The organism is Motilimonas eburnea, assembly GCF_021295345.1.
In the GTDB taxonomy this organism is placed as follows: Bacteria; Pseudomonadota; Gammaproteobacteria; order Enterobacterales; family CBDFNC01; genus Motilimonas; species Motilimonas eburnea.
In genome coordinates, this window is sequence record NZ_JAIMJB010000004.1 from 85,384 (window position 1) to 104,128 (window position 18,745).

Consider the following 18,745-nt stretch of genomic DNA (forward strand, 5'->3'; position numbering starts at 1 on the left):
TGGCTAGCTATCCTGTTTTTGTGCGATCGATACGGTAAAAATACCCATTTCATCAATGCGCTGCTCTATTTTGGTAAAGCCTGCGGCGGCAACCAGCTGATCCATTTCTTGCTGACTACGACGGCGCATCACCCAAGCTTGCCCCTCTCGATGGCTGGTTAAGGCACGGGCAATCAGCTCTAGTTGCGGATGCCAAGGTTGGCCGGTATAAACCAAATAGCCGCCCGGCTCGATGGCTTGCGCAACCCCAGCAAGGGAGCGACTCACTAGCTCATTATCGCCAAATAACTCATATAACCCCGACACCACTGCTAAATTTGGTTTGGGCTCAATCCCTGCCAAACTGCTTTGGTCAAACGCATCCCCTTGCACAAACTGAGCAATATCACCTAGCCCCATGGCTTCAATCAAGGCTTGACCATCACGCACATTAATATCGCTATAGTCGCGTAGCAGCACAGAACTTGGCTTCACCTTGGCCTGTGCGATGGCTTCAAGAATATAACGGCCATGGCCGGCCGCAATATCGAGCATACGCACATCGCCCTGCTCTGCTTGCAGCTTTGTCATCGCCTTAGCCAATAGCTCTTCAAGGTGCAACTTACGTTGGCGAATACCGCGCCACCCCACAGAGTTAAGGTAATTTTTGTCAACGAGCTTACCAAATTCATTGGTGCCGGTGGGCTGGTTACGATAGACATAATCTAAGGTACTGCCCGAGTCAAAACCGGTATCAAAGCCAAGCTTGATCCCCGCACTAAAGCGACCAGCAAAGGCAAGGATTTGACGGTAACCACGCCAAGCAAGATCGCGCAGCGAAGAATGGGGTAAAGGTGTCGCTAAGGCTTCAGCCTCGGCGCAAAAATGGCCTTCTTTATCGGCATTAAGTCGGCTTTGCTCTTGATAAGGCTGAGCAAAACGCTGCTCCACAAAACGTTTAATGCGAACCAAGGCATATGCTCGGTCACGCTCGCCTAAGGTATCATGATAAAAACCGGGTAGTTCATGTAATTCCTTACACTCGGTGCCAAGGTTGGCAAAAAAGGTCCGCTGCGGCGCCTTGCGCACCACATAATCCGCGCCCGAGATAAACATCTGAGTAGGCACAGAAATGGCCGCTGCATCAGCGACAATGCGTTTTGCCGTATCATGTAATCCCAATAGCATATTGACCGAAATAGGCCGAGCAATAAGTGGATCTTGTTCAAAAGAAGCAATTCGCTTGGGATCATGGGTTAGGAGCTTGGCCTTAACATAGCTATTAACAAAAAAGTTGCCCTTTAACTGATGCAGTAATCGTAATCCGGGAATGGCAAAGGGCACATACAATTTGATGCTAAACGCCGGTGATGCCAGCACTAAACCGCGCAGCTTAGGCGCATAATCATGCACCCAAGTGGCCGCAAGCACCGCCCCAACACTTTGGGCGATCACCACGGTTTGCTCCATTTCTAGTTGATGCTTCGCACTTAAATGCGCCATAAAGGTTTGGATATCGCGTACGCTGGTGCCAAAACTAGGACTTTCACCCCGCTTACCCGGTGATAAACCATGGCCTCTGGCATCCCAAGCAAAAAAGTCACAGTCATCTAAACCAAGCTCATCCACCAAGTGCTCCATGCGACCACTGTGCTCATGACCACGGTGAAACATCACGATGCTTTTTTTCTGTTTCACTGACGCATACTTTGCCGGCCAATAGCGGTATTTCAATTCCGTGCCATCATGGCAAGTAAAACTCAAAAGCTGTGGGCTGGTTGGTAATGATTCCGACACGACTAAATCATCTTTTGCCTTTGAGCTGACAACGTTCGCAGTCATATCCATGTAAAGCTCCTAAAAAGGTTATTCGCAAATTTGCGGTAATTAATTCACTTTAACTCGGCTAAACCGCCACGTACGCGATTGACCAAGGTCGGCAGCAGTAATAACAAGGTAAAAATCAAAATGGCGTTAAACCAAGGCTCAGAAATAACATCTAGCCCCCATAACAGGGCTAACAAACCAAACACAAAAGCCCTGTCACTTTTGCCCATAGGGCCATCATAACGCCTTGACGCACCGACCATTAAACCCAATACCCCCGCCATTTCCGTCAAGGTGGCGAAAAAGATAATGGCCAGCACCCAAACGGGATCGACTAAAGGGATAAAGACAAAGGGAAGCAGTAAGGCCGCATCGGCTAGTACATCACTGAGCTCATTCAGATAGGCGCCCAAAGGCGATTGCTGGCCAAATTCACGCGCCAACATGCCATCGATGGCATTAAAGGCCATGCGTAAAAACATCCAAACGGGCACGAGTAAAAACCAAGCTTGGCTGACACTAGCCAAGCACAGGAAAGCACCTAACAAGGCAGAGATAATCATGGCCAGCAAGGTCACCTGATTAGCCGTTACCTTATGCTGATACAGCCAAGCAACCAGTGGACGAAGACAAGTTTGAAAACGGGACTTGAGCAAATAAATAGACAAGCCAACTCCCTCAGCGTAAAGACGCAAAAGTTGATTAAAAGCAGGAGCTTATCAAAAACGATTAAACAGTCAATTTAGCCATCACAATTTTGTGAACACAAATTAAACTAGTTTAACCCCGCCATCACTAAAAACCCCGACAAGGACACCACACTCAGCAAAGTTGATATGACAATCGAAGAAGCGACAAGAGCCGCCACCTGTTCCCCCTTTGGCTCATTCATATAACGCTGCGCAAAACCATAACAGCTGATCCCAACGGGCAAGGAAGCCGCCATCACCGCCGTCGTCGACCAAAGCGGGTCTAGCTCAAAACAAATGAAGACAAGTAACGCAACCAATAAAGGGAAAATCCCCATTTTAAGTATTACCAGATAGAGCGCAGGGGCTAATTTGGCCTGAATTTGGTATTGGCTTAATGACATACCTAACACAACCAAAGCCAGCGGGATGGCCAACTCACCAAGCCACCCCAACCCTTGAAGTAAGGTAGGAAAGAGCTCAACACCAAACAAGTTACACAGCAAGCCAAGTAATAAACTGGCGGTGATGGGGGTTTGAAGCAACTGCTTAATGATATACCAAACACTTTGCCCAAAACGCCGAAAAGACAGATGTTGCCATTGGACCGCCAATAAACCTAAAGTAAAAAGCACGAGGTTATGAATTGAAATAAGCATAAGTAAAGGCACCAGTGCAGCCTCGCCGAGTCCATACGCACAGATAGGAATGCCAATGATGGTGATGTTTGAATAGACACCAGTCATAGCAAATGCACCCAGCGCGCCTTGGCTAAATCCCCAATATCTGCGCGCTATTTTAATGGTCAGCAGAAATAGTGCGAGCACCACGCCATAATAACAACCTAAAAAAACCCACGGGACAGGTTGCGGAAATTGCGCTTTAGCCGCGCTAACGAATAACAAGGCAGGTAATCCAAGATTAAACACGGCATAGCTTAAATATCGCGCATGAACTTGGCTCACCCAGGCTCGTTTGATCAGAAAAAAACCGAACAAACTTAACAACAATAAAGGGCATATAACTTGAACAATAATCATCAATAAGACATCAAAATACAGGGCTCATCAAGGGTATCGCAAAGTTTAATGAAGTGCGATGGCTAGCGTGCGAGTGACATCGGCCAATATCACTAAAAAGGCAACTTAATTCTCTGTTCCCCCTGCCATTAAGGGGGCTCACCTGTTAACATACAGCGCAATCATGATCGTCACTTAGGTCAGGGAAGTCTCCTCTACAGCCATGGAACAAGAGCAACGCGAACCAAGCCCTACTTTCTCAGTTAAGAGACTGATTAAATGGCTTTTAATTATTTTTATTCTTGTTGCAATTGCACTTGGGATTTATGAAGCCAAGACTTCACATTTGCAATCTGTGTTTATTTCAGACTATGCACGCACACTCAACTATCAACTTGAGCCAGGGCCCAGTGAGCAGCTTATTTTCCCAAGTGAAGGTCCTTTTGATGAGCGCTTAGGCTATGTTTCTCTGCCTAAGATTCAAGCCAGATTATTAACCCGAGGGTTTGAAGTATCACAACAAGTTCGGTTTTCACCGGCCCTGTATGACTACACCCAGCAAGGCTTTTTTGCTCCTTATACCGAGAAGGTACAAGCTGGGCTCACGTTAAAAGATTGCAGTGGGGCTCCTTTTTACCGGTTTAACTACCCCTATCACCATTACAGTGATTTTTCCGACATTCCCCCTTTAGTGATCCAGTCGTTGCTTTTCATTGAAAACCGTCACCTTTTGAGCAGCAAAAACCCCCTTGCCAACCCCGCTGTAGATTGGCCACGCTTAGGCATAGCGGCGATAAGTCAAGTGACAAAGGCTTTAGGCATGTCTGGGCAATCTTCTGGGGGCAGCACCCTCGCGACCCAAGTCGAAAAATATCGCCACTCTGCCGATGGATTAACCGACTCCCCGGTGGAAAAACTCAAACAAATGGTGTCAGCCAGCGTGAGGGCTTATTACCATGGTCCACAAACCTTAGCGGCAAGAAAATTGGTGGTATGGGCTTACTTAAACTCAGTGCCTTTGTCTGCAGCACCGAGTTACGGAGAGGTACATGGCATTGGTGATGGCTTATGGGTTTGGTTCGGGGCCAATTTTCAAGAGGTTAATCGTCTTTTAGACCCAAAGCGTAACCAAAATGACACCCTTAAAGATATCGGCTTAGCTCTGCGTCAAATTACAGCATTAATGATTGCCCATCGTCGCCCATCTTTTTACCTTGCCCCGAAAGGCCGTGATGAGTTAGCCAGATTAACCGACAGTTACATACGCCTTTTTATGCAACAAGGCATGATCACAGGCCCCTTGATGGCGGCGGCGCTCGAGGCAAAAACACAATTTCGTGATTTTAAAAGTAACCCAGCGTTAATGCGTGTCGCCAGTAGCAAGGGCTTACAATTAGCGAGAGGACGCCTGAGCCAATTGCTCGCCACTCAATTTTACGATCTTGACCGCATGGATTTGACGGCGAACACCAGTTTGAACATCCGACTGCAGCGTGCCGCTTCAACGTTTTTAGCCGAGCTAGCCGATCCCGCTATCGCGCAACAAGTGGGGCTTATCGGTCATCGATTATTGTCACCAGCGCATACCGCGCAGGTCAATTACAGCTTTACCTTGCTGCAACAGTCTCCACAAGGCTTTAAGGTTCGGGTACAAACCGATAACACCAACCAACCTTTTGATATCAACGAGGGCAGCAAGCTTGAGTTGGGCTCTACGGCAAAAATTCGCGTATTAACCACCTATTTAGAAATTATTGCCGAATTACATCAAAAGTATGCCACCACCGAGCAAGGGGAATTAAAACAACTGGCAAACCAGCAACAAGATAGCCTAACCCGTTGGTCAATCAATTACCTGCTCGCCAATCCTGAGCGAAGTTTGACCAAGATGCTCGATGCCGCCATGGCACGTAAGTATTCAGCCAACCCATCGGAGCAATTTTTTACCGGTGGTGGCATTCACGTGTTTCATAACTTTAGCCCACAAGATAACAAGCTCAATGCCACCCTTACCGACTCACTCAGATTGTCATTAAACTTGCCATTTGTGCGATTACTGCGTGACATAGTGCGCTATAGCACTTATCAAGATATCAACCGAGCCCGCTTACTTAGCGACGATAAGCACCCTAAACGCCAAGAATACTTAAGTCGTTTTGCTGACCGTGAAGGCAAAGCCTTTTTGAGCCGTTTTTGGAAAAAATATGCCGGCAAAACCGACACTGAGCAGTTGGATATCTTTTTAAATGGCTTAAAGCAAACACCGGTGAGACTCGCCGCCGTGCACCGCTATATTTTGCCTGATGCTACTTTTGCCCAATTTCAGCAGTTCCTGCAGCAACGTTTAGGCTCGCAAACACCTGACAATAAAACCCTAAATCAGCTTTACCAACGTTATGCCCCAGGTAAGTATTCACTGCCCGATCAAGGTTATATTGCTCGTGTTCACCCGCTTGAGCTGTGGCTGCTGGCTTACCTGATGCAAACGGATCAAGTGACCTTCAACGATGCCATTCAAGCCAGCCAAGTACAACGTCAAGAAGTCTATGGTTGGCTCTTTAAAACTCGCCATCGTAATGCACGAGACTCGCGTATTCGCACCATGTTAGAAGTTGAAGCCTTTTTGGATATCCACCAACGCTGGGTTAAATTAGGCTATCCATTTCAACATTTAGTGCCTTCCCTCGCCACCGCTCTAGGCAGCTCTGGCGATCGTCCACTGGCACTGGCTACCTTACTCGGCATCATTCAAAATGGCGGGGTAAAATACCCAACTGTTCGTATTCAAAGCTTAGCGTTTGCCCAAGATACCCCCTATGAAACCCACTTTAGCCCACAAATCATTGCCGGTGAGCGGGTGATGATGAAAGAAGTGGCCGATACCCTAAAACAGGCCCTTGCACAGGTAGTTAACAACGGCACGGCAAGACGATTAGCTGGCGTGTTCCAATTGGACGATGGCACCCAACTCACGGTTGGGGGGAAAACCGGCACCGGTGATAACCGCATAGAAAGCGTCAATAGCAGTGGTCAAGTGACCCGCTCGGTTGCACGTAACCGCACCGCAACCTTAGTCTTTTATATAGGTGAATCGTATTTTGGCACCTTAACGGCTTATGTCGCCGGTAACGCGGCAGAGCAATTTAGTTTTACTTCCGCCTTACCATCACAAGTGCTTAAGGGCATGGCCCCGATGATAGCCCCGTATTTAGACGATGACGCCGCCGTTGCAGCGCAGCATCAAGGGCATTGTTTACATTAATGGGAGCGGTTCAATGATAGTCAATTTTGAAGCCTTTATTATTGCGATCACCTTGCTTACCTTAACTCCGGGATTGGATACTGCCCTCGTCATACGCAATACCAGCAAAGGCACAGGCCTCAGCGGATACGTTACCAGTTTAGGCATTTGCTGTGGTTTATTTGTCCACGCTCTTTGCTCTGCCATCGGTATCTCAGCAATCCTTGCTCAATCTGCCTATTGGTTTAATGTCATTAAGTGGGCGGGCGCTTTATATTTAATCTGGCTTGGGCTCAGCAGCTTGGTGAGTATCCTCAAAAATCGTGGGCGCAGGGCAGCAATCACTCCCCCCATTGACTCTGCGTCCTCCCTGCCCAAATTAACGCATCAACCTAGGCAATATTTTCAGCAAGGCTTTATCTCGAATGTGCTCAACCCCAAAACCGCCATTTTTTATCTGGCATTTTTACCCCAATTTATTAACCCCGATTATTCCCCCCTTTGGCAGTCCTTCATCTTGGCAGGGATCCACTTTGTGATCGCCATGGTATGGCAATGTGCCATTGCAGCCAGTCTCGAGACGAGCAAAAAGTGGTTCAATCAAGGTGGGTTCAGTACGTGGATGGAAGGCGTAACAGGCACTATCTTAATTGCATTGGGGACGATGCTACTGGTCGACAATTCGCCGACTTAAGAGCGTTTAACCTTCAGTTAACGGCCAAGGTGTTGGTCTATCAATTGCGATAACCTCTCATTAAGGTGCATTTCAAAATCATCTAACTCTTTGCCAAACAAGGCCATGTATTTACACGCTTGTTGGTAAGTTAACTGTTTACCTGCTAAAAGGTATTGCGTCTCCGGCAGGGATTTATCATAGCGGGGCACAATTTGCCAACGCACAAAGTCGGCATCAATATCGGCAAAAACCTTGCCTGCAAAAGCGCAAAAATCTTCTATATAGTCTTTACCTTGTGGCCCCAGGCAACCGGGTTCAACGCGAAACAACACGGTTAGTTTTTTGTCATCGGATAAGGGTGAAGCAAGGTTCATTGGCGTGGGTTTGTTGGCTTCAATTAACTTTAGTGTAGGCCAACTCAGGATTGAGTGAAAGCAATACTGATGGATGTCACTGGGCAAACTCGAGGAAGATCACTCATCTCATACTTAAGTTTTAACTATTCATGCGCTTTATCTCATTTTATAAACGATGTAATAACCAATACGGATTCTTAGCCTATACTTTTTATGATTTTTTTATCATATAACAATTTGGAGATAACCAAATGATGTATAGACGCTCTATTTTAGCCACCGTAATTTGTACCACCCTCGCCGCTTGTGGCGGCTCTAGCAGCTCCAGTGATGTAACAACAGTCACCCCCGAGCCAACTATCGAACCGACCGTAGAGCCAACGCCAGAGCCATTAAGCTTTAGCGGTAAAGCAGCAGATGGTTATTTAGTTGATGCTAAAGCCTGTTTGGATTTGAACGCCAACAAACAATGTGATGACGATGAGCCCTTCGCTACCACAGGTGAAGGCGGTGTATTTACTATAGAAGGCGTCACTCAAGAGCAAATCGATTCTGCAGCCTTATTGGTAGAAGTCATCGAGAACGTCACCAAAGACGAAGATAACCTAGATGATGAAAACGGTGGCGTGATTCAAAAGTCTTACAAACTCACAGCCCCAGCGGGATCTGACTTTGTCAGCCCGATTACCACATTAGTACAAAACGAAATTGAAAAAGGCAGCACGGCCGAGCAAGCCAAAGAAACCGTTAAGAAAAAACTCGGTACGACTAAAGACGTCAGTGAAGATTACGTTGCCGCGCAACAATCTGAAGAGCTAACGGAAGAAGAAAAACAAGAGTACGCCACCCTACATAAAATTGCACAAGTCACTGCAACCGTTATCGCAGATAACACGGAAACCTTAGAGCAAGTGGCGCAAAGTGCGGACATTAGTGTTGAAGAGCTCACCGCTATCATTGTCGAAGAAGTCAATAAAGCCCTTGAAACCATTGTCGAAAAAGTGGCAGAAGCCGAACAAAATCAAGGTGAAGTAGGTGAAGGCGAAGAAGAGCCTGACTTCGACCCAACAACCATCGCAGCTGAAATTGACGAAGAGCATATCGATCTTGATGAAGAGAACCTAAAAGACAAAATTGACGAAAACGAAGCAGAAAAATCGGCCACTGCTGCTGATTTAGGTGAGCTACTCAAAGGAGATGGCATTCACTGGTTCTACGGTGAAAAAGAAGCCGATCGTGAACTTGAACTCGAGTACGGTAACCTTCAACTGGATGATGAAGGCAACGCCATTGAAACCATCTATTACCTAAATGAAACAATGGATGGCTTTGAAATGGAAGTCATGGATGCCGATGGCGAAGAAGATGATTACTTGCAGCGCATGCTCACCGCTGATGGCTGGGTAACAGAAGACGATGATATTGTCAGCGTGAACATCAATGACGATGGCAGCATTGAACTCGTGATGCAAACGCCAGCGCTGAATGAAACAGCAACAGCGAAGCAAGTTAATATTGGTGACCTAAAAGTGGCCGTTGTCCTTGCAGAATCAGGCGGTAATGGTGCTTGGTCTAAGGTGTTACCAAAAGATGCCACCTTCCCAGCCGATACCATGGCGTATCGATTGAAAACCGAATCAAGTATCGAGCAATATTATAGCTTCCACGAAGGTGATTGGTGTGATGATGACCGTAAATCAAAACTTAACGGCATGTGTAATGGAGCAGAAATTGTCGCTGCCGATGGCACACGCAGCTGGGCGCAAAGCTTAGATGAGTTTATTGGTCAAAAACATTATGTGATGGGTTTTGACCAAGCCGAAGGAGCGGTTGAGCTCAGCGAAGATGGCAAAGTGCATTTTTACAGCCAAAAATGGGGTGAAGCCGAATTTACTAAATTAGAAGCCGTAGGTACTTGGCAAGATATCACAGTACACGGTGAAACCTTGCGTGAAATCGTCCTCCCTGACAGCATCGCAATGCGCGATGATATCCGCTGGAATAACTTTAACGAAGAAGATAACAAGCAATACCTTACTGTGGTTGACAACTACGTACGTGTCACTTGGAGTGAAACACGGGACAGTGCGGATGGTGAATATGTATTCGATAAGGCGACCCAAGAATACATAGTGAATAAATTCGATTTCGACCTCTATCATCCAAAAACCTTAGCCAGCTGTTTGGCGAGTTTGGCGGATAAAGGATATGTAGCAAAAGTCGGTGATGAGTTTGAGCAATATACCGAGATAACTCGTGCTTCAGGCGATTATTCAGATACATTCAAACGTTATGAAACCTTCAAAACAACAAGCCTTACTGGCTCTTGGTTGCAAAATACGAAAGACGTAACAGGGCTACCTAGCTGGGTTGAAGATATGACAGGGGATTTACAAGTTATTTTCTGGTCAGCAGTTTCTCCTGAAGGAGACTCTTTTGGACATGTAAATATATACCAGTCCGATCACACTTATTACGGGGAAGAAATGGTTGATGGGGATGGCAACTTAGTTGTTGATGAGCAAGGAAACTATAGTGGCTGGGGTATAGCCCGAGCAGGCTTATTTGAGCGAGTTCCTGAACAAATGGTGCTCAACCAACCTGTTCCCTTTAGCTATTCCAATTTCTCAACCTATCCTCTGTATAACGCTGAGCCAGGCGCCGATGTAAAAGATTATATTACGGCAGAGTTCAATGGTGCAGAAGAGTATCTAGGTAAAGAGACAATAAGTATCCCAGCAGGCCAATTTGATGCCTGTAAGGTGCGTCACACCAGCCAACAAAAAGGCTATGATGGCCATACCTATGAAGAGACTTATTGGAAAATAAATCGAGCAATGCTCAAGCTTGTAGCGCATGAAATGTCACCGGATTCAGAAATGAAAACAACAAAACATAAAACTCGCCTACCGCGCCACTAAATACAAATGAGTTAATTCTAATGCCGCCCTCGGGCGGCATTTTTTTACTCGTCCATCTCGTTACGATTCTTCGCTTCAATCCACTGCGACATATACTGGGTACTTTTCATGCTGTGGTGGAGTAGCATGGCGCCGATAAAGTTGCCTTGTCGGTGAGTCGCTAAATTCGCTTGCAGCGCTGCCAATCTAGCAACCAAGGCCTGCCCCAATGTCTTAGCATCATACACTTGCGTTAATAACACCTGCCCTGCCTCACTGGCTTGTTGCCACGTTTGCTCATCTTGATACAAGGCGACGGCACCCGCAATAAATGCTTGCTCGGTCTCAGCCACCTTACCGGGCCACGGCAATTCGTCTGTCATACCTTCACTGCCAATGGGTGTGGTGACACTTGGTGTGCCCATTTGCATGGCATCAATAAACTTCCCCTTAATGCCCGCGCCAAAGCGCAGCGGCGCAAGGCAAACTCGCGCACTGGCCATCACGGCATGGGCATCTTCGGCCCACCCTTTGACCATAAATCCCGTTTTGGGGTTATGTAGGGCCGTTGCCTTGGGCGGCGGATAAGAGCCATAAATATGCAGCTCAGCCTCTGGGCATTGGCGTCTTATCTCTGGCCATAACTGACTTAACTGCAGCACCGCATCCCAATTCGGCGCATGGCGAAAATTACCAATGGAAACAAAGTGCTGACGCTGTGCATACGGTACTGGGTTCACTTCTTTGGGCGCCACCATAAACGGCAAGAGATGCAAGATCTCCGGCGCCATATTAAAGTGCTGCTTAAGCAAGTGCATTTCATAACTTGAAATAATCAATGACAAATCACAGCGATAAATGGCGGCAATTTCACGCATGGCCAGATCGGACGTCATTAAATCGCTGATGGCAAACTCACGCTGCTGCTTTACCGCTTGATGACGCGCTTGGCGCAGGCACTGTAAATCCTCTGTATCAAGCACCCGCATGGCATTAGGGCAGTTTTTTTCTACCCGCCAGCCAAATTGCTCTTCCATCATAAAGCGGTCAAACATCACCATATCGGGCTGCAACTCGCTAATAAACACATCAAACGAGCTGCAATTTAGCGCGATACTAACGCCGTCGATGCCCTCTTGCGCCAGATCCACCATATGCTCGGTGCGCGCCGCGGGGCTAGCAAAGGTCACTTGCCAGTTTTGCTGTTTAAATAAGCGCAGTAACGACATCATATGGCTGCCAGCCGCCGACGAATTGGGCTCTGGCCACACGTAGCCAATCACAAGAACTTTTTGCATAGAATGCCTTACAAAGGATTAATCAATTCAACGATGAGTTGTACGCTACGATTGCCGCGAAACTCATTGATGTCTAACCGATAAGCCAGCTCAACCCAGCGGTTCATGGGGTTAGGCCAAAGGTTTAAGTCGACATTAAAGGCAATAGCATCAATAGCAGCGCCGCCCGACTCCGGCTCCAGCACCATTTTTAAGTGCTTTTGCCCAACAAGACGCTGTTGCAACAGTTTAAATTTACCGTCAAACATTGGCTCTGGGAACGCTTGGCCCCAAGGCGCAGCAAATTTCAGTTGTTGGGCGAGCTCAAGATTGAAATCCGATGGACTTAGCTCGCCATCGGTTAACAAGCTGCCCTGCAACACACTAGGGCTAATGTGTTGATTAACCACTTTATTGAGCGCTGCTTTAAAATCAGCAAAGTGCGCTAAAGGCAAAGACAATCCCGCCGCCATGGCATGGCCACCAAACTTAGTAATTAAGCCCGGATATTGGGTATCCACCGAATCCAGCATATCACGCATATGAATGCCGGGAATGGAGCGCGCCGAGCCTTTAATTTCTCCTTCACCCGCACTGGCAAACGCTAAGGTAGGACGGTAGTAGCGCTCCTTGATCCGTGAGGCCACCAAACCTATCACGCCCTGATGCCAATCTTCTTGATATAAACAAATCGCTGTCGGTAAATCGTCTTCATCCAGCTCAAGGCGCTCTAAGGTGCTGATGGCTTCTTGTTGCATTGCCCCTTCGATGTCGCGGCGATCGCGATTTAAGGCATCCAGTTCAACGGCGAGTGAGCGCGCTTGGGGCAGCTCCTCACATAACAAGAGCGACACCCCTAAACTCATTTCATCAAGACGACCGGCCGCATTAATGCGCGGGCCTAGCGCAAAGCCCAAGTCGCTGGCTACCAGTTGCTGCTGGTTTCTGCCGGCCACTTCAATCAGGGCTTGTATGCCCGGACGACAATGTCCGGCGCGAATACGACTGATGCCTTGATGTACTAAGATGCGATTATTGGTATCAAGGGCGACCACATCCGCGACCGTGCCAAGGGCGACAATATCGAGCAAACTGGCCAAGTTAGGTGGCGCACCATTAAAGCCGCCGCGCTCGTTTATATATTGGCGCAGGGCCAACATTAAATAAAAGGCAACCCCGACACCGGCAAGGTTTTTACTTGGGAAACCACAACCATGTTGATTGGGGTTTACGATGGCATCGGCCGGCGGCAGCTCATTACCCGGTAAATGGTGATCGGTAACCACAACGGTTAAGCCCAGTTGCTTGGCCGCCATCACACCTTGAATACTGGAAATACCGTTATCCACGGTAACGATGACTTGCGCGCCCCTGTCTGCGGCTAACTGTACGGTTTCAGGACTTAAGCCATAGCCGTAATCAAACCGGTTGGGCACCAAAAAGTCGACATTGCGACAGCCGAGCATTTTGAGGGCCAGCACACATAAAGCGGTGCTGGTAGCGCCATCGGCGTCAAAGTCGCCGACAATAATAATGCGTTGCCCGGTGTTGATGGCATCAAAAAGCAGCTGACAGGCACGCTCTATGCCTTGCATCGTACCAGGAGGGCATAAAGCGCTGGCGGCTGTGGCTAGCTCACTGGCACAAGTAATGCCGCGACTAGCATAAATTTGCCGTAACACGGCTGGGATCTCTGGGGGTAAAAAGCTGTCATCCACCCGCTCACGGCGCTGGATTGAAAATGTCGCCATTAGCTAAACTGCCTCTTTTAAAAAAACAAAAGGCGACCTAGGCCGCCTTTGCGATAAAATGATGAAATTATTGCGCGGTATCAGCTTGCGCAGTCACTTTCTCTTTTTCCGCCATTTCAGCTAACAACGGAGCCAGACGCGCAGCAGGCACATAACCGGGTTGCATCGAGCCATCAGACAGCACCATAGCTGGTGTACCGTTAACGCCGAACATACCGCCTAACTCATATTGCTTTAACACGGTATTATCACAAGTCTTGGCCTGAATTGGCTGACGGCTTTTCGCTGCGTCCATGGTGGCTTTCTGATCTTCAGCACACCAGATCGACACCATGTCACGATAGGTTTGTGAGCGCTCACCACCACGTGGGAAGGCTAAATAGCGAATGGTGATGCCTTCTTTATGGTAATCCGCCATTTCACTGTGTAGCTTTTGACAGTAACCACAGTCGGTATCGGTGAATACGGTGACCACGTATTTCTCGTCTTTCGCTGGGTACACTATCATGTCTGTTTCAAACGCTTTTAACTGCTCAGCGCGCAGCACAGATTGCGCTTGTTCGGTCAAGTTAGTCACTTCTTTATTCTCTACTTCGTAGAGGTTACCAAATATTAAATAACGACCCGTTGGGTTGCTGTATAAAATGCCGCGATTGGTTTTCACTTCATACATGCTTGGAATAATGCTGCGATCCATGGTGAAGGGCTCAATACCAATGGTCGCTAACTGCTCACGGATCATTTCAAAGTGCTGCGACTGTTCACGCGCCGCTTCCAGATCGGGGTGCTCCGCCTTCAGTGCACGCAATTCGGTGGTCAAATCACTGTTCTTTTGGTTTTGCTCATTGAGCACCTGCTCCAACTCGGCAATACGTTGCTCAGCAGAGCTTAATTGAGCCTGTAATGCCTTGGTTTGACTGTCCGTAGTCTCAGCAATTACTGGGGCACTGATGGCGCCCATTAAAGCAACTGCTAGCAAGGTTTTCTTCCACATAACAACTCCAAATACTGGTTGATTAGTCGCCTAATTATTCAGGCAACAAAAATGGCTATCGCCCAATTATGCACACCCTTTGCAAAAGCCCAAGTAGTTTATTCCTGTTTCTTGCATTGGCATTTCATTAAGCCCGAGGATGATGAGCTTGATGTAAGCTTTTCAAGCGCTCACCTGCCACATGGGTATATATTTGCGTGGTAGATAAATCACTGTGCCCCAATAACAATTGCACTACGCGTAAATCGGCACCATGGTTTAATAAGTGAGTCGCAAAGGCGTGACGCAAGGTATGAGGCGATAAATGTGTGTCAATTTGCGCCACTTGCGCATAATGCTTGATCCGGTGCCAAAAGGTTTGCCGAGTCATATACTGGCCGCGCCGGCTAGGAAACACCACATCTGAGCTGATTTGTTTCAACAGCGCACCGCGCGCCTCGTTAAAATAGCGCTGCAACCAATAGATGGCCTCTTCCCCCATGGGCACGAGTCGCTCTTTATTGCCTTTACCCACTATGCGAATTACCCCTTGGCGTAGGCTAATGCGCTCGGTGCTTAGACCCACCAGCTCGGAGACGCGCAAACCCGTTGCGTATAATAGCTCTAACATGGCCTTGTCTCTCAGACCGATGGCATCTTCTAGATCCGGCGCCATCAGCAGCGCATCCACCTCAGACTCAGATAAATCGGCAGGCAGATATTTAGGTAATTTAGGATTAACAATTAACGCGCTGGGATCGTCTTCACGGATTTTTTCACGGCACATATACTGGTAAAACCGGCGTACGGCGCTCAGTAATCGCGCACTGGAGGTGGCCTTATAACCCGCGTGTTGACGCGCCGCTAAGTAATCTTGCAAATCACTGCGGCTTAGGGTCAACAGGGCTAAGCCTTGCTCGTCACACCAAGTGGCAAGATGATTTAAATCATGACGATAAGAGCTGGTGGTGTTATCACTTAAGCCCCGCTCTAACCACATGGCATCTAAAAAATCATCGATTAATGTGTTCATTGCCTACCACTCTCAGTTCAGTTGGCCTGATTCTAAATCACTCCCCTACAAACTCAAGGCACGGCTCGCTTATCGACCTGATTCCTTGCTAGAATGCGACCAGTTTAACAAAGGGGACTGTAATGAAAATTGGTTTATTTTATGGCTCAACCACCTGCTACACCGAAATCGCCGCCGAGAAAATCCGCGAGGCGATTGGTCCCGAGTTGGTTGATATCTTTAATATAAAAGAAACCCCACTAAGTAAAACAAGCGACTATCAAGTGCTGATCTTGGGTATCTCCACTTGGGACTATGGCGAGTTACAAGAAGATTGGGCTGAGCTGTGGCAACAAGTTAATGGCTTATCGGTGCAAGGTAAAATCATTGCTTTGTACGGCATGGGCGATCAAGAAGGCTATGGCCAATGGTTTCAAGATGCCCTGGGTATGCTTCATGATGAATTGCAGCCCCAACAGCCGACCTTTATTGGCTATACCAGTACCGACGGCTATCAATTTGAAGCCTCTAAGGCCCTGACCCCAGATGGTGAACACTTTGTTGGCCTCGCCCTAGATGAAGATAACCAATACGATTTATCTGATCAGCGCATTCAAGATTGGGCAATTCAAATTTTAACCGAAATACAGGAACTGTCAGAGTAAGTCGACTTTTTATGCCGTAAAAACGGGCCTTTGCTCAAGTTTTAGCCACTTATCCATTAGCCCAGACCATTAACTAAGCTAGTATTGCAACAAATAGGCAAACAAAGGTAGAAGGTAACATGGTCAAAGCAACACTGAAAAAGGTTAGCCTAATGAGTGGCCTGTTATGTTTATTTGGCTTTAGTAGCCATGGCCACAGCGCCGTATATAAGTGCCAAGTCAAAGGTAAAACCGTCTACCAATCAACTACCTGCTTTAACGGCAAGCAAACCGTATTACACCCTAGCAAACATGATACAGGCCTGCATGCATCTTGGTTTGCTCGCCCGAAAATGCTCCCTGATAGTGCCCGTTGTCAGCCCGAACAATGCCAATGCGGTGAACAAACCTTGCCTTTAGGCCAAAACCAGACAGAAAATGTGGCCGCGTCACTTAATGCCATTATCACCGACTGGCAGCGCCACCAAAACGCATACCTTAGTTATCAAGCATTGTCTGATGAGGACAAATTTACCTCACCGTTACAAGATCAAGTGGCGACTTCTGCTTGCAGTATTGCCATGCATCAGGCGGTACTGAACCAAGCCTATTTAAGCGTACTCAATGATGACTTGAAGCCTGCCTTAACCGATGTTCAGCAACAAGAAATTAAGGCTAAATGTGAGTCTGAATCGCAAGAGAATAGTAGCGATGAGGCCAATTCGCGCCTTCAGGCTTGTATCACCCGTGCGCAAAATGAGGCAAGTAACAATGCCCAAGCAAGGGATGAAAGAATAGCCCAAGCAAAGGCTAAGTTCGCCAAACCCGTGGCAGTGTTAAAACAAAAAAATCCCTACTTTAGCGAGTAACGCAGGGAGCCTAGGCTCCCTTTATTATCACTTTATCGCTCAGCTCATCCTTTTGAGTATGCTGTAACATGGGTTGTCTTTTTAAAAGCAAACATGGCGATCAATAAGGCGCCAGCCGTAGGCAACAGCCACGCCATGCCATTATTGAATAAGGGGAGATAGTTAAACGATTGCATATCCACCCCGGCCACTTTTAAACCGTCAAGCACTCCAAACATCAAGGCCACCGCAAGCACAAATTGATAGGATAACTTTTTATTTGCCAACTTATCGCTAACAAAGGTCAGGGCCACCAGCGCAATAGCAACAGGGTAAACCGCGAAAAGAACAGGAATCGAAATACTGATTAACTGGCTTAACCCCACGTTAGTCACAAGGGCGCAAATAGCACAATTGATTAATGCTAATTTGGTGTAATTCCAATGGGGCTGTAATTGAACTAAAAACGTCGTCAAGGCACTGACTAATCCCACCGCCGTGGTTAAACATGCCAGCATCACAACCAGCGCCAAGGCCATTAACCCTGTCTGCCCAAACATAGCAAACACATACTGAGCTAAAATATCCGTGCCTTGGGTCGCGCCTTGGGCAACCACCTGGCTGGTTGCGCCAAGATAAAAGAGTGCCACATAAACAAAAGCCAGTCCCGCTGCAGCAATGCAACCTGCAATCATTAAATACTTATAAATATAGGCTTTTTCACTTACACCTTTACTAATCAAAACATTGACGATCAACATGCCAAACACCAAGGCTCCGAAGGTATCCATGGTGTTATAGCCCTCTAAAAAGCCGTTAATAAACGCCGAATCTTGATAACGTTCTGTTGGCACGCCTAACCCATCTAACGGCGCAACAAATACCGCAATGGCTAATGCCACGAGCAACATGACTAATAATGGAGTAATGAATTTTCCAATATAATCCAGTAATTTACCGGGGTTTATTGCAAGCCAAGCAACAATAGAAAAGAACACCACAGAGAATAAAGCCAAAGCAATCGCGCTATGTTCAATGAAGGGCTTTACGCCAATCTCATACGCTACCAAGCCCGTTCTTGGCGTGGCAAAGCTTGGCCCGATAATGATATACACTGCCAAGGCCAATACAGTGGCGACCTTAACCGGCAAATACCTTGCCATGGTGCTAATGCCGCCTCCCGCCTTTGCCACGGCAATCAAGGTGATTAATGGCAACCCGACCGCGGTAACCAAAAAGCCAAGCATAGCAGGAACCAGCTCGGTCCCTGCTTGAGCGCCAGCCAAAGGAGGAAAGATAATATTGCCCGCGCCAAGAAAGAAAGCGAAGGTCATCAAGCCTAACCCGAAGATATCCAGGCCAGTTAAGGGTTTTTTCATGTTGTGTGTCCTGTTTTATATGAAACAACAGGGCTAACACCCAATAATTAACCACAAAAAGATTAAAAAACTAGAGCATTAGGCTATTGTTTTATTTTTTTTGCAACAGGATAAAGCAAGGGAGCAGCTGAGAAAATACCTAGTTTCACCTAGACCTAACAAAACATAATCAAG

General features: G+C 47.3%; 14 protein-coding genes. 5 read left to right on the forward strand and 9 right to left on the reverse strand.

Annotated elements, in window-relative coordinates; all coding sequences use genetic code 11:
* Nucleotides 1-3: 3 nt before the first annotated feature.
* The 3 genes from K6Y21_RS05295 to K6Y21_RS21395 form a co-directional block, all read right to left on the reverse strand.
* Nucleotides 4-1,827: a bifunctional alpha/beta hydrolase/class I SAM-dependent methyltransferase gene (locus tag K6Y21_RS05295; protein WP_233070735.1), complete on the reverse strand. Its 1,824-nt coding sequence runs from the start codon at nucleotides 1,825-1,827 to the stop codon at nucleotides 4-6.
* Nucleotides 1,828-1,871: 44 nt separating this feature from the next.
* Nucleotides 1,872-2,474, reverse strand: a complete 603-nt coding sequence (locus K6Y21_RS05300) for a CDP-alcohol phosphatidyltransferase family protein (RefSeq protein ID WP_233070736.1) — start codon at nucleotides 2,472-2,474, stop codon at nucleotides 1,872-1,874.
* Nucleotides 2,475-2,581: 107 nt separating this feature from the next.
* Nucleotides 2,582-3,535 (reverse strand): AEC family transporter, encoded by a 954-nt coding sequence (locus tag K6Y21_RS21395; protein ID WP_349629466.1) that lies wholly within the window; start codon nucleotides 3,533-3,535, stop codon nucleotides 2,582-2,584.
* A 334-nt stretch (nucleotides 3,536-3,869) separates the two neighbouring features.
* Between K6Y21_RS21395 and K6Y21_RS05310 the strand changes: the two genes are divergently transcribed.
* Together K6Y21_RS05310 and K6Y21_RS05315 are read left to right on the forward strand one after the other, a co-directional pair.
* Nucleotides 3,870-6,776, forward strand: coding sequence for a transglycosylase domain-containing protein (locus K6Y21_RS05310; RefSeq protein WP_233070738.1), 2,907 nt, complete (start codon nucleotides 3,870-3,872; stop codon nucleotides 6,774-6,776).
* A 13-nt stretch (nucleotides 6,777-6,789) separates the two neighbouring features.
* Nucleotides 6,790-7,449, forward strand: coding sequence for a LysE family translocator (locus tag K6Y21_RS05315; RefSeq protein ID WP_233070739.1), 660 nt, complete (start codon nucleotides 6,790-6,792; stop codon nucleotides 7,447-7,449).
* A 17-nt stretch (nucleotides 7,450-7,466) separates the two neighbouring features.
* On the opposite strand, the gene K6Y21_RS05320 is transcribed toward K6Y21_RS05315, so the two are convergent.
* On the reverse strand, nucleotides 7,467-7,805 hold the full coding sequence (locus K6Y21_RS05320; RefSeq protein ID WP_233070740.1) for a hypothetical protein: 339 nt from the start codon (nucleotides 7,803-7,805) through the stop codon (nucleotides 7,467-7,469).
* A 233-nt stretch (nucleotides 7,806-8,038) separates the two neighbouring features.
* On the opposite strand from K6Y21_RS05320, the gene K6Y21_RS05325 reads away from it, so the two are divergent.
* Nucleotides 8,039-10,708 (forward strand): hypothetical protein, encoded by a 2,670-nt coding sequence (locus K6Y21_RS05325; protein ID WP_233070741.1) that lies wholly within the window; start codon nucleotides 8,039-8,041, stop codon nucleotides 10,706-10,708.
* Nucleotides 10,709-10,752: 44 nt separating this feature from the next.
* Here the strand turns inward: K6Y21_RS05325 and K6Y21_RS05330 are convergent, their stop codons facing one another.
* The 4 genes from K6Y21_RS05330 to xerD all read right to left on the reverse strand — a co-directional run bounded on the left by K6Y21_RS05330 (nucleotide 10,753) and on the right by xerD (nucleotide 15,721).
* Nucleotides 10,753-11,985 (reverse strand): glycosyltransferase, encoded by a 1,233-nt coding sequence (locus K6Y21_RS05330; protein ID WP_233070742.1) that lies wholly within the window; start codon nucleotides 11,983-11,985, stop codon nucleotides 10,753-10,755.
* A gap of 8 nt (nucleotides 11,986-11,993) precedes the next feature.
* The gene (gene recJ / locus K6Y21_RS05335) at nucleotides 11,994-13,715 is read right to left on the reverse strand and encodes a single-stranded-DNA-specific exonuclease RecJ (RefSeq protein WP_233070743.1); all 1,722 of its coding nucleotides are present in this window, start codon (nucleotides 13,713-13,715) and stop codon (nucleotides 11,994-11,996) included.
* Between the two features lie 67 nt (nucleotides 13,716-13,782).
* Complete coding sequence (dsbC, locus tag K6Y21_RS05340) at nucleotides 13,783-14,709, reverse strand: bifunctional protein-disulfide isomerase/oxidoreductase DsbC (protein WP_233070744.1); 927 nt, start codon at nucleotides 14,707-14,709, stop codon at nucleotides 13,783-13,785.
* Between the two features lie 127 nt (nucleotides 14,710-14,836).
* Nucleotides 14,837-15,721: a site-specific tyrosine recombinase XerD gene (gene xerD, locus K6Y21_RS05345; RefSeq protein ID WP_233070745.1), complete on the reverse strand. Its 885-nt coding sequence runs from the start codon at nucleotides 15,719-15,721 to the stop codon at nucleotides 14,837-14,839.
* A gap of 122 nt (nucleotides 15,722-15,843) precedes the next feature.
* Here xerD and fldB point away from each other — a divergent pair, with 122 nt between their 5' ends.
* Together fldB and K6Y21_RS05355 are read left to right on the forward strand one after the other, a co-directional pair.
* Nucleotides 15,844-16,365, forward strand: a complete 522-nt coding sequence (gene fldB / locus K6Y21_RS05350; RefSeq protein ID WP_233070746.1) for a flavodoxin FldB — start codon at nucleotides 15,844-15,846, stop codon at nucleotides 16,363-16,365.
* Between the two features lie 152 nt (nucleotides 16,366-16,517).
* Complete coding sequence (locus K6Y21_RS05355) at nucleotides 16,518-17,213, forward strand: hypothetical protein (RefSeq protein WP_233070747.1); 696 nt, start codon at nucleotides 16,518-16,520, stop codon at nucleotides 17,211-17,213.
* A 44-nt stretch (nucleotides 17,214-17,257) separates the two neighbouring features.
* Here K6Y21_RS05355 and brnQ read toward each other — a convergent pair whose 3' ends face one another.
* A complete protein-coding gene (brnQ, locus tag K6Y21_RS05360; RefSeq protein WP_233070748.1) occupies nucleotides 17,258-18,571 on the reverse strand; it encodes a branched-chain amino acid transport system II carrier protein in 1,314 nt (437 codons plus the stop codon).
* Nucleotides 18,572-18,745 lie beyond the last annotated feature (174 nt).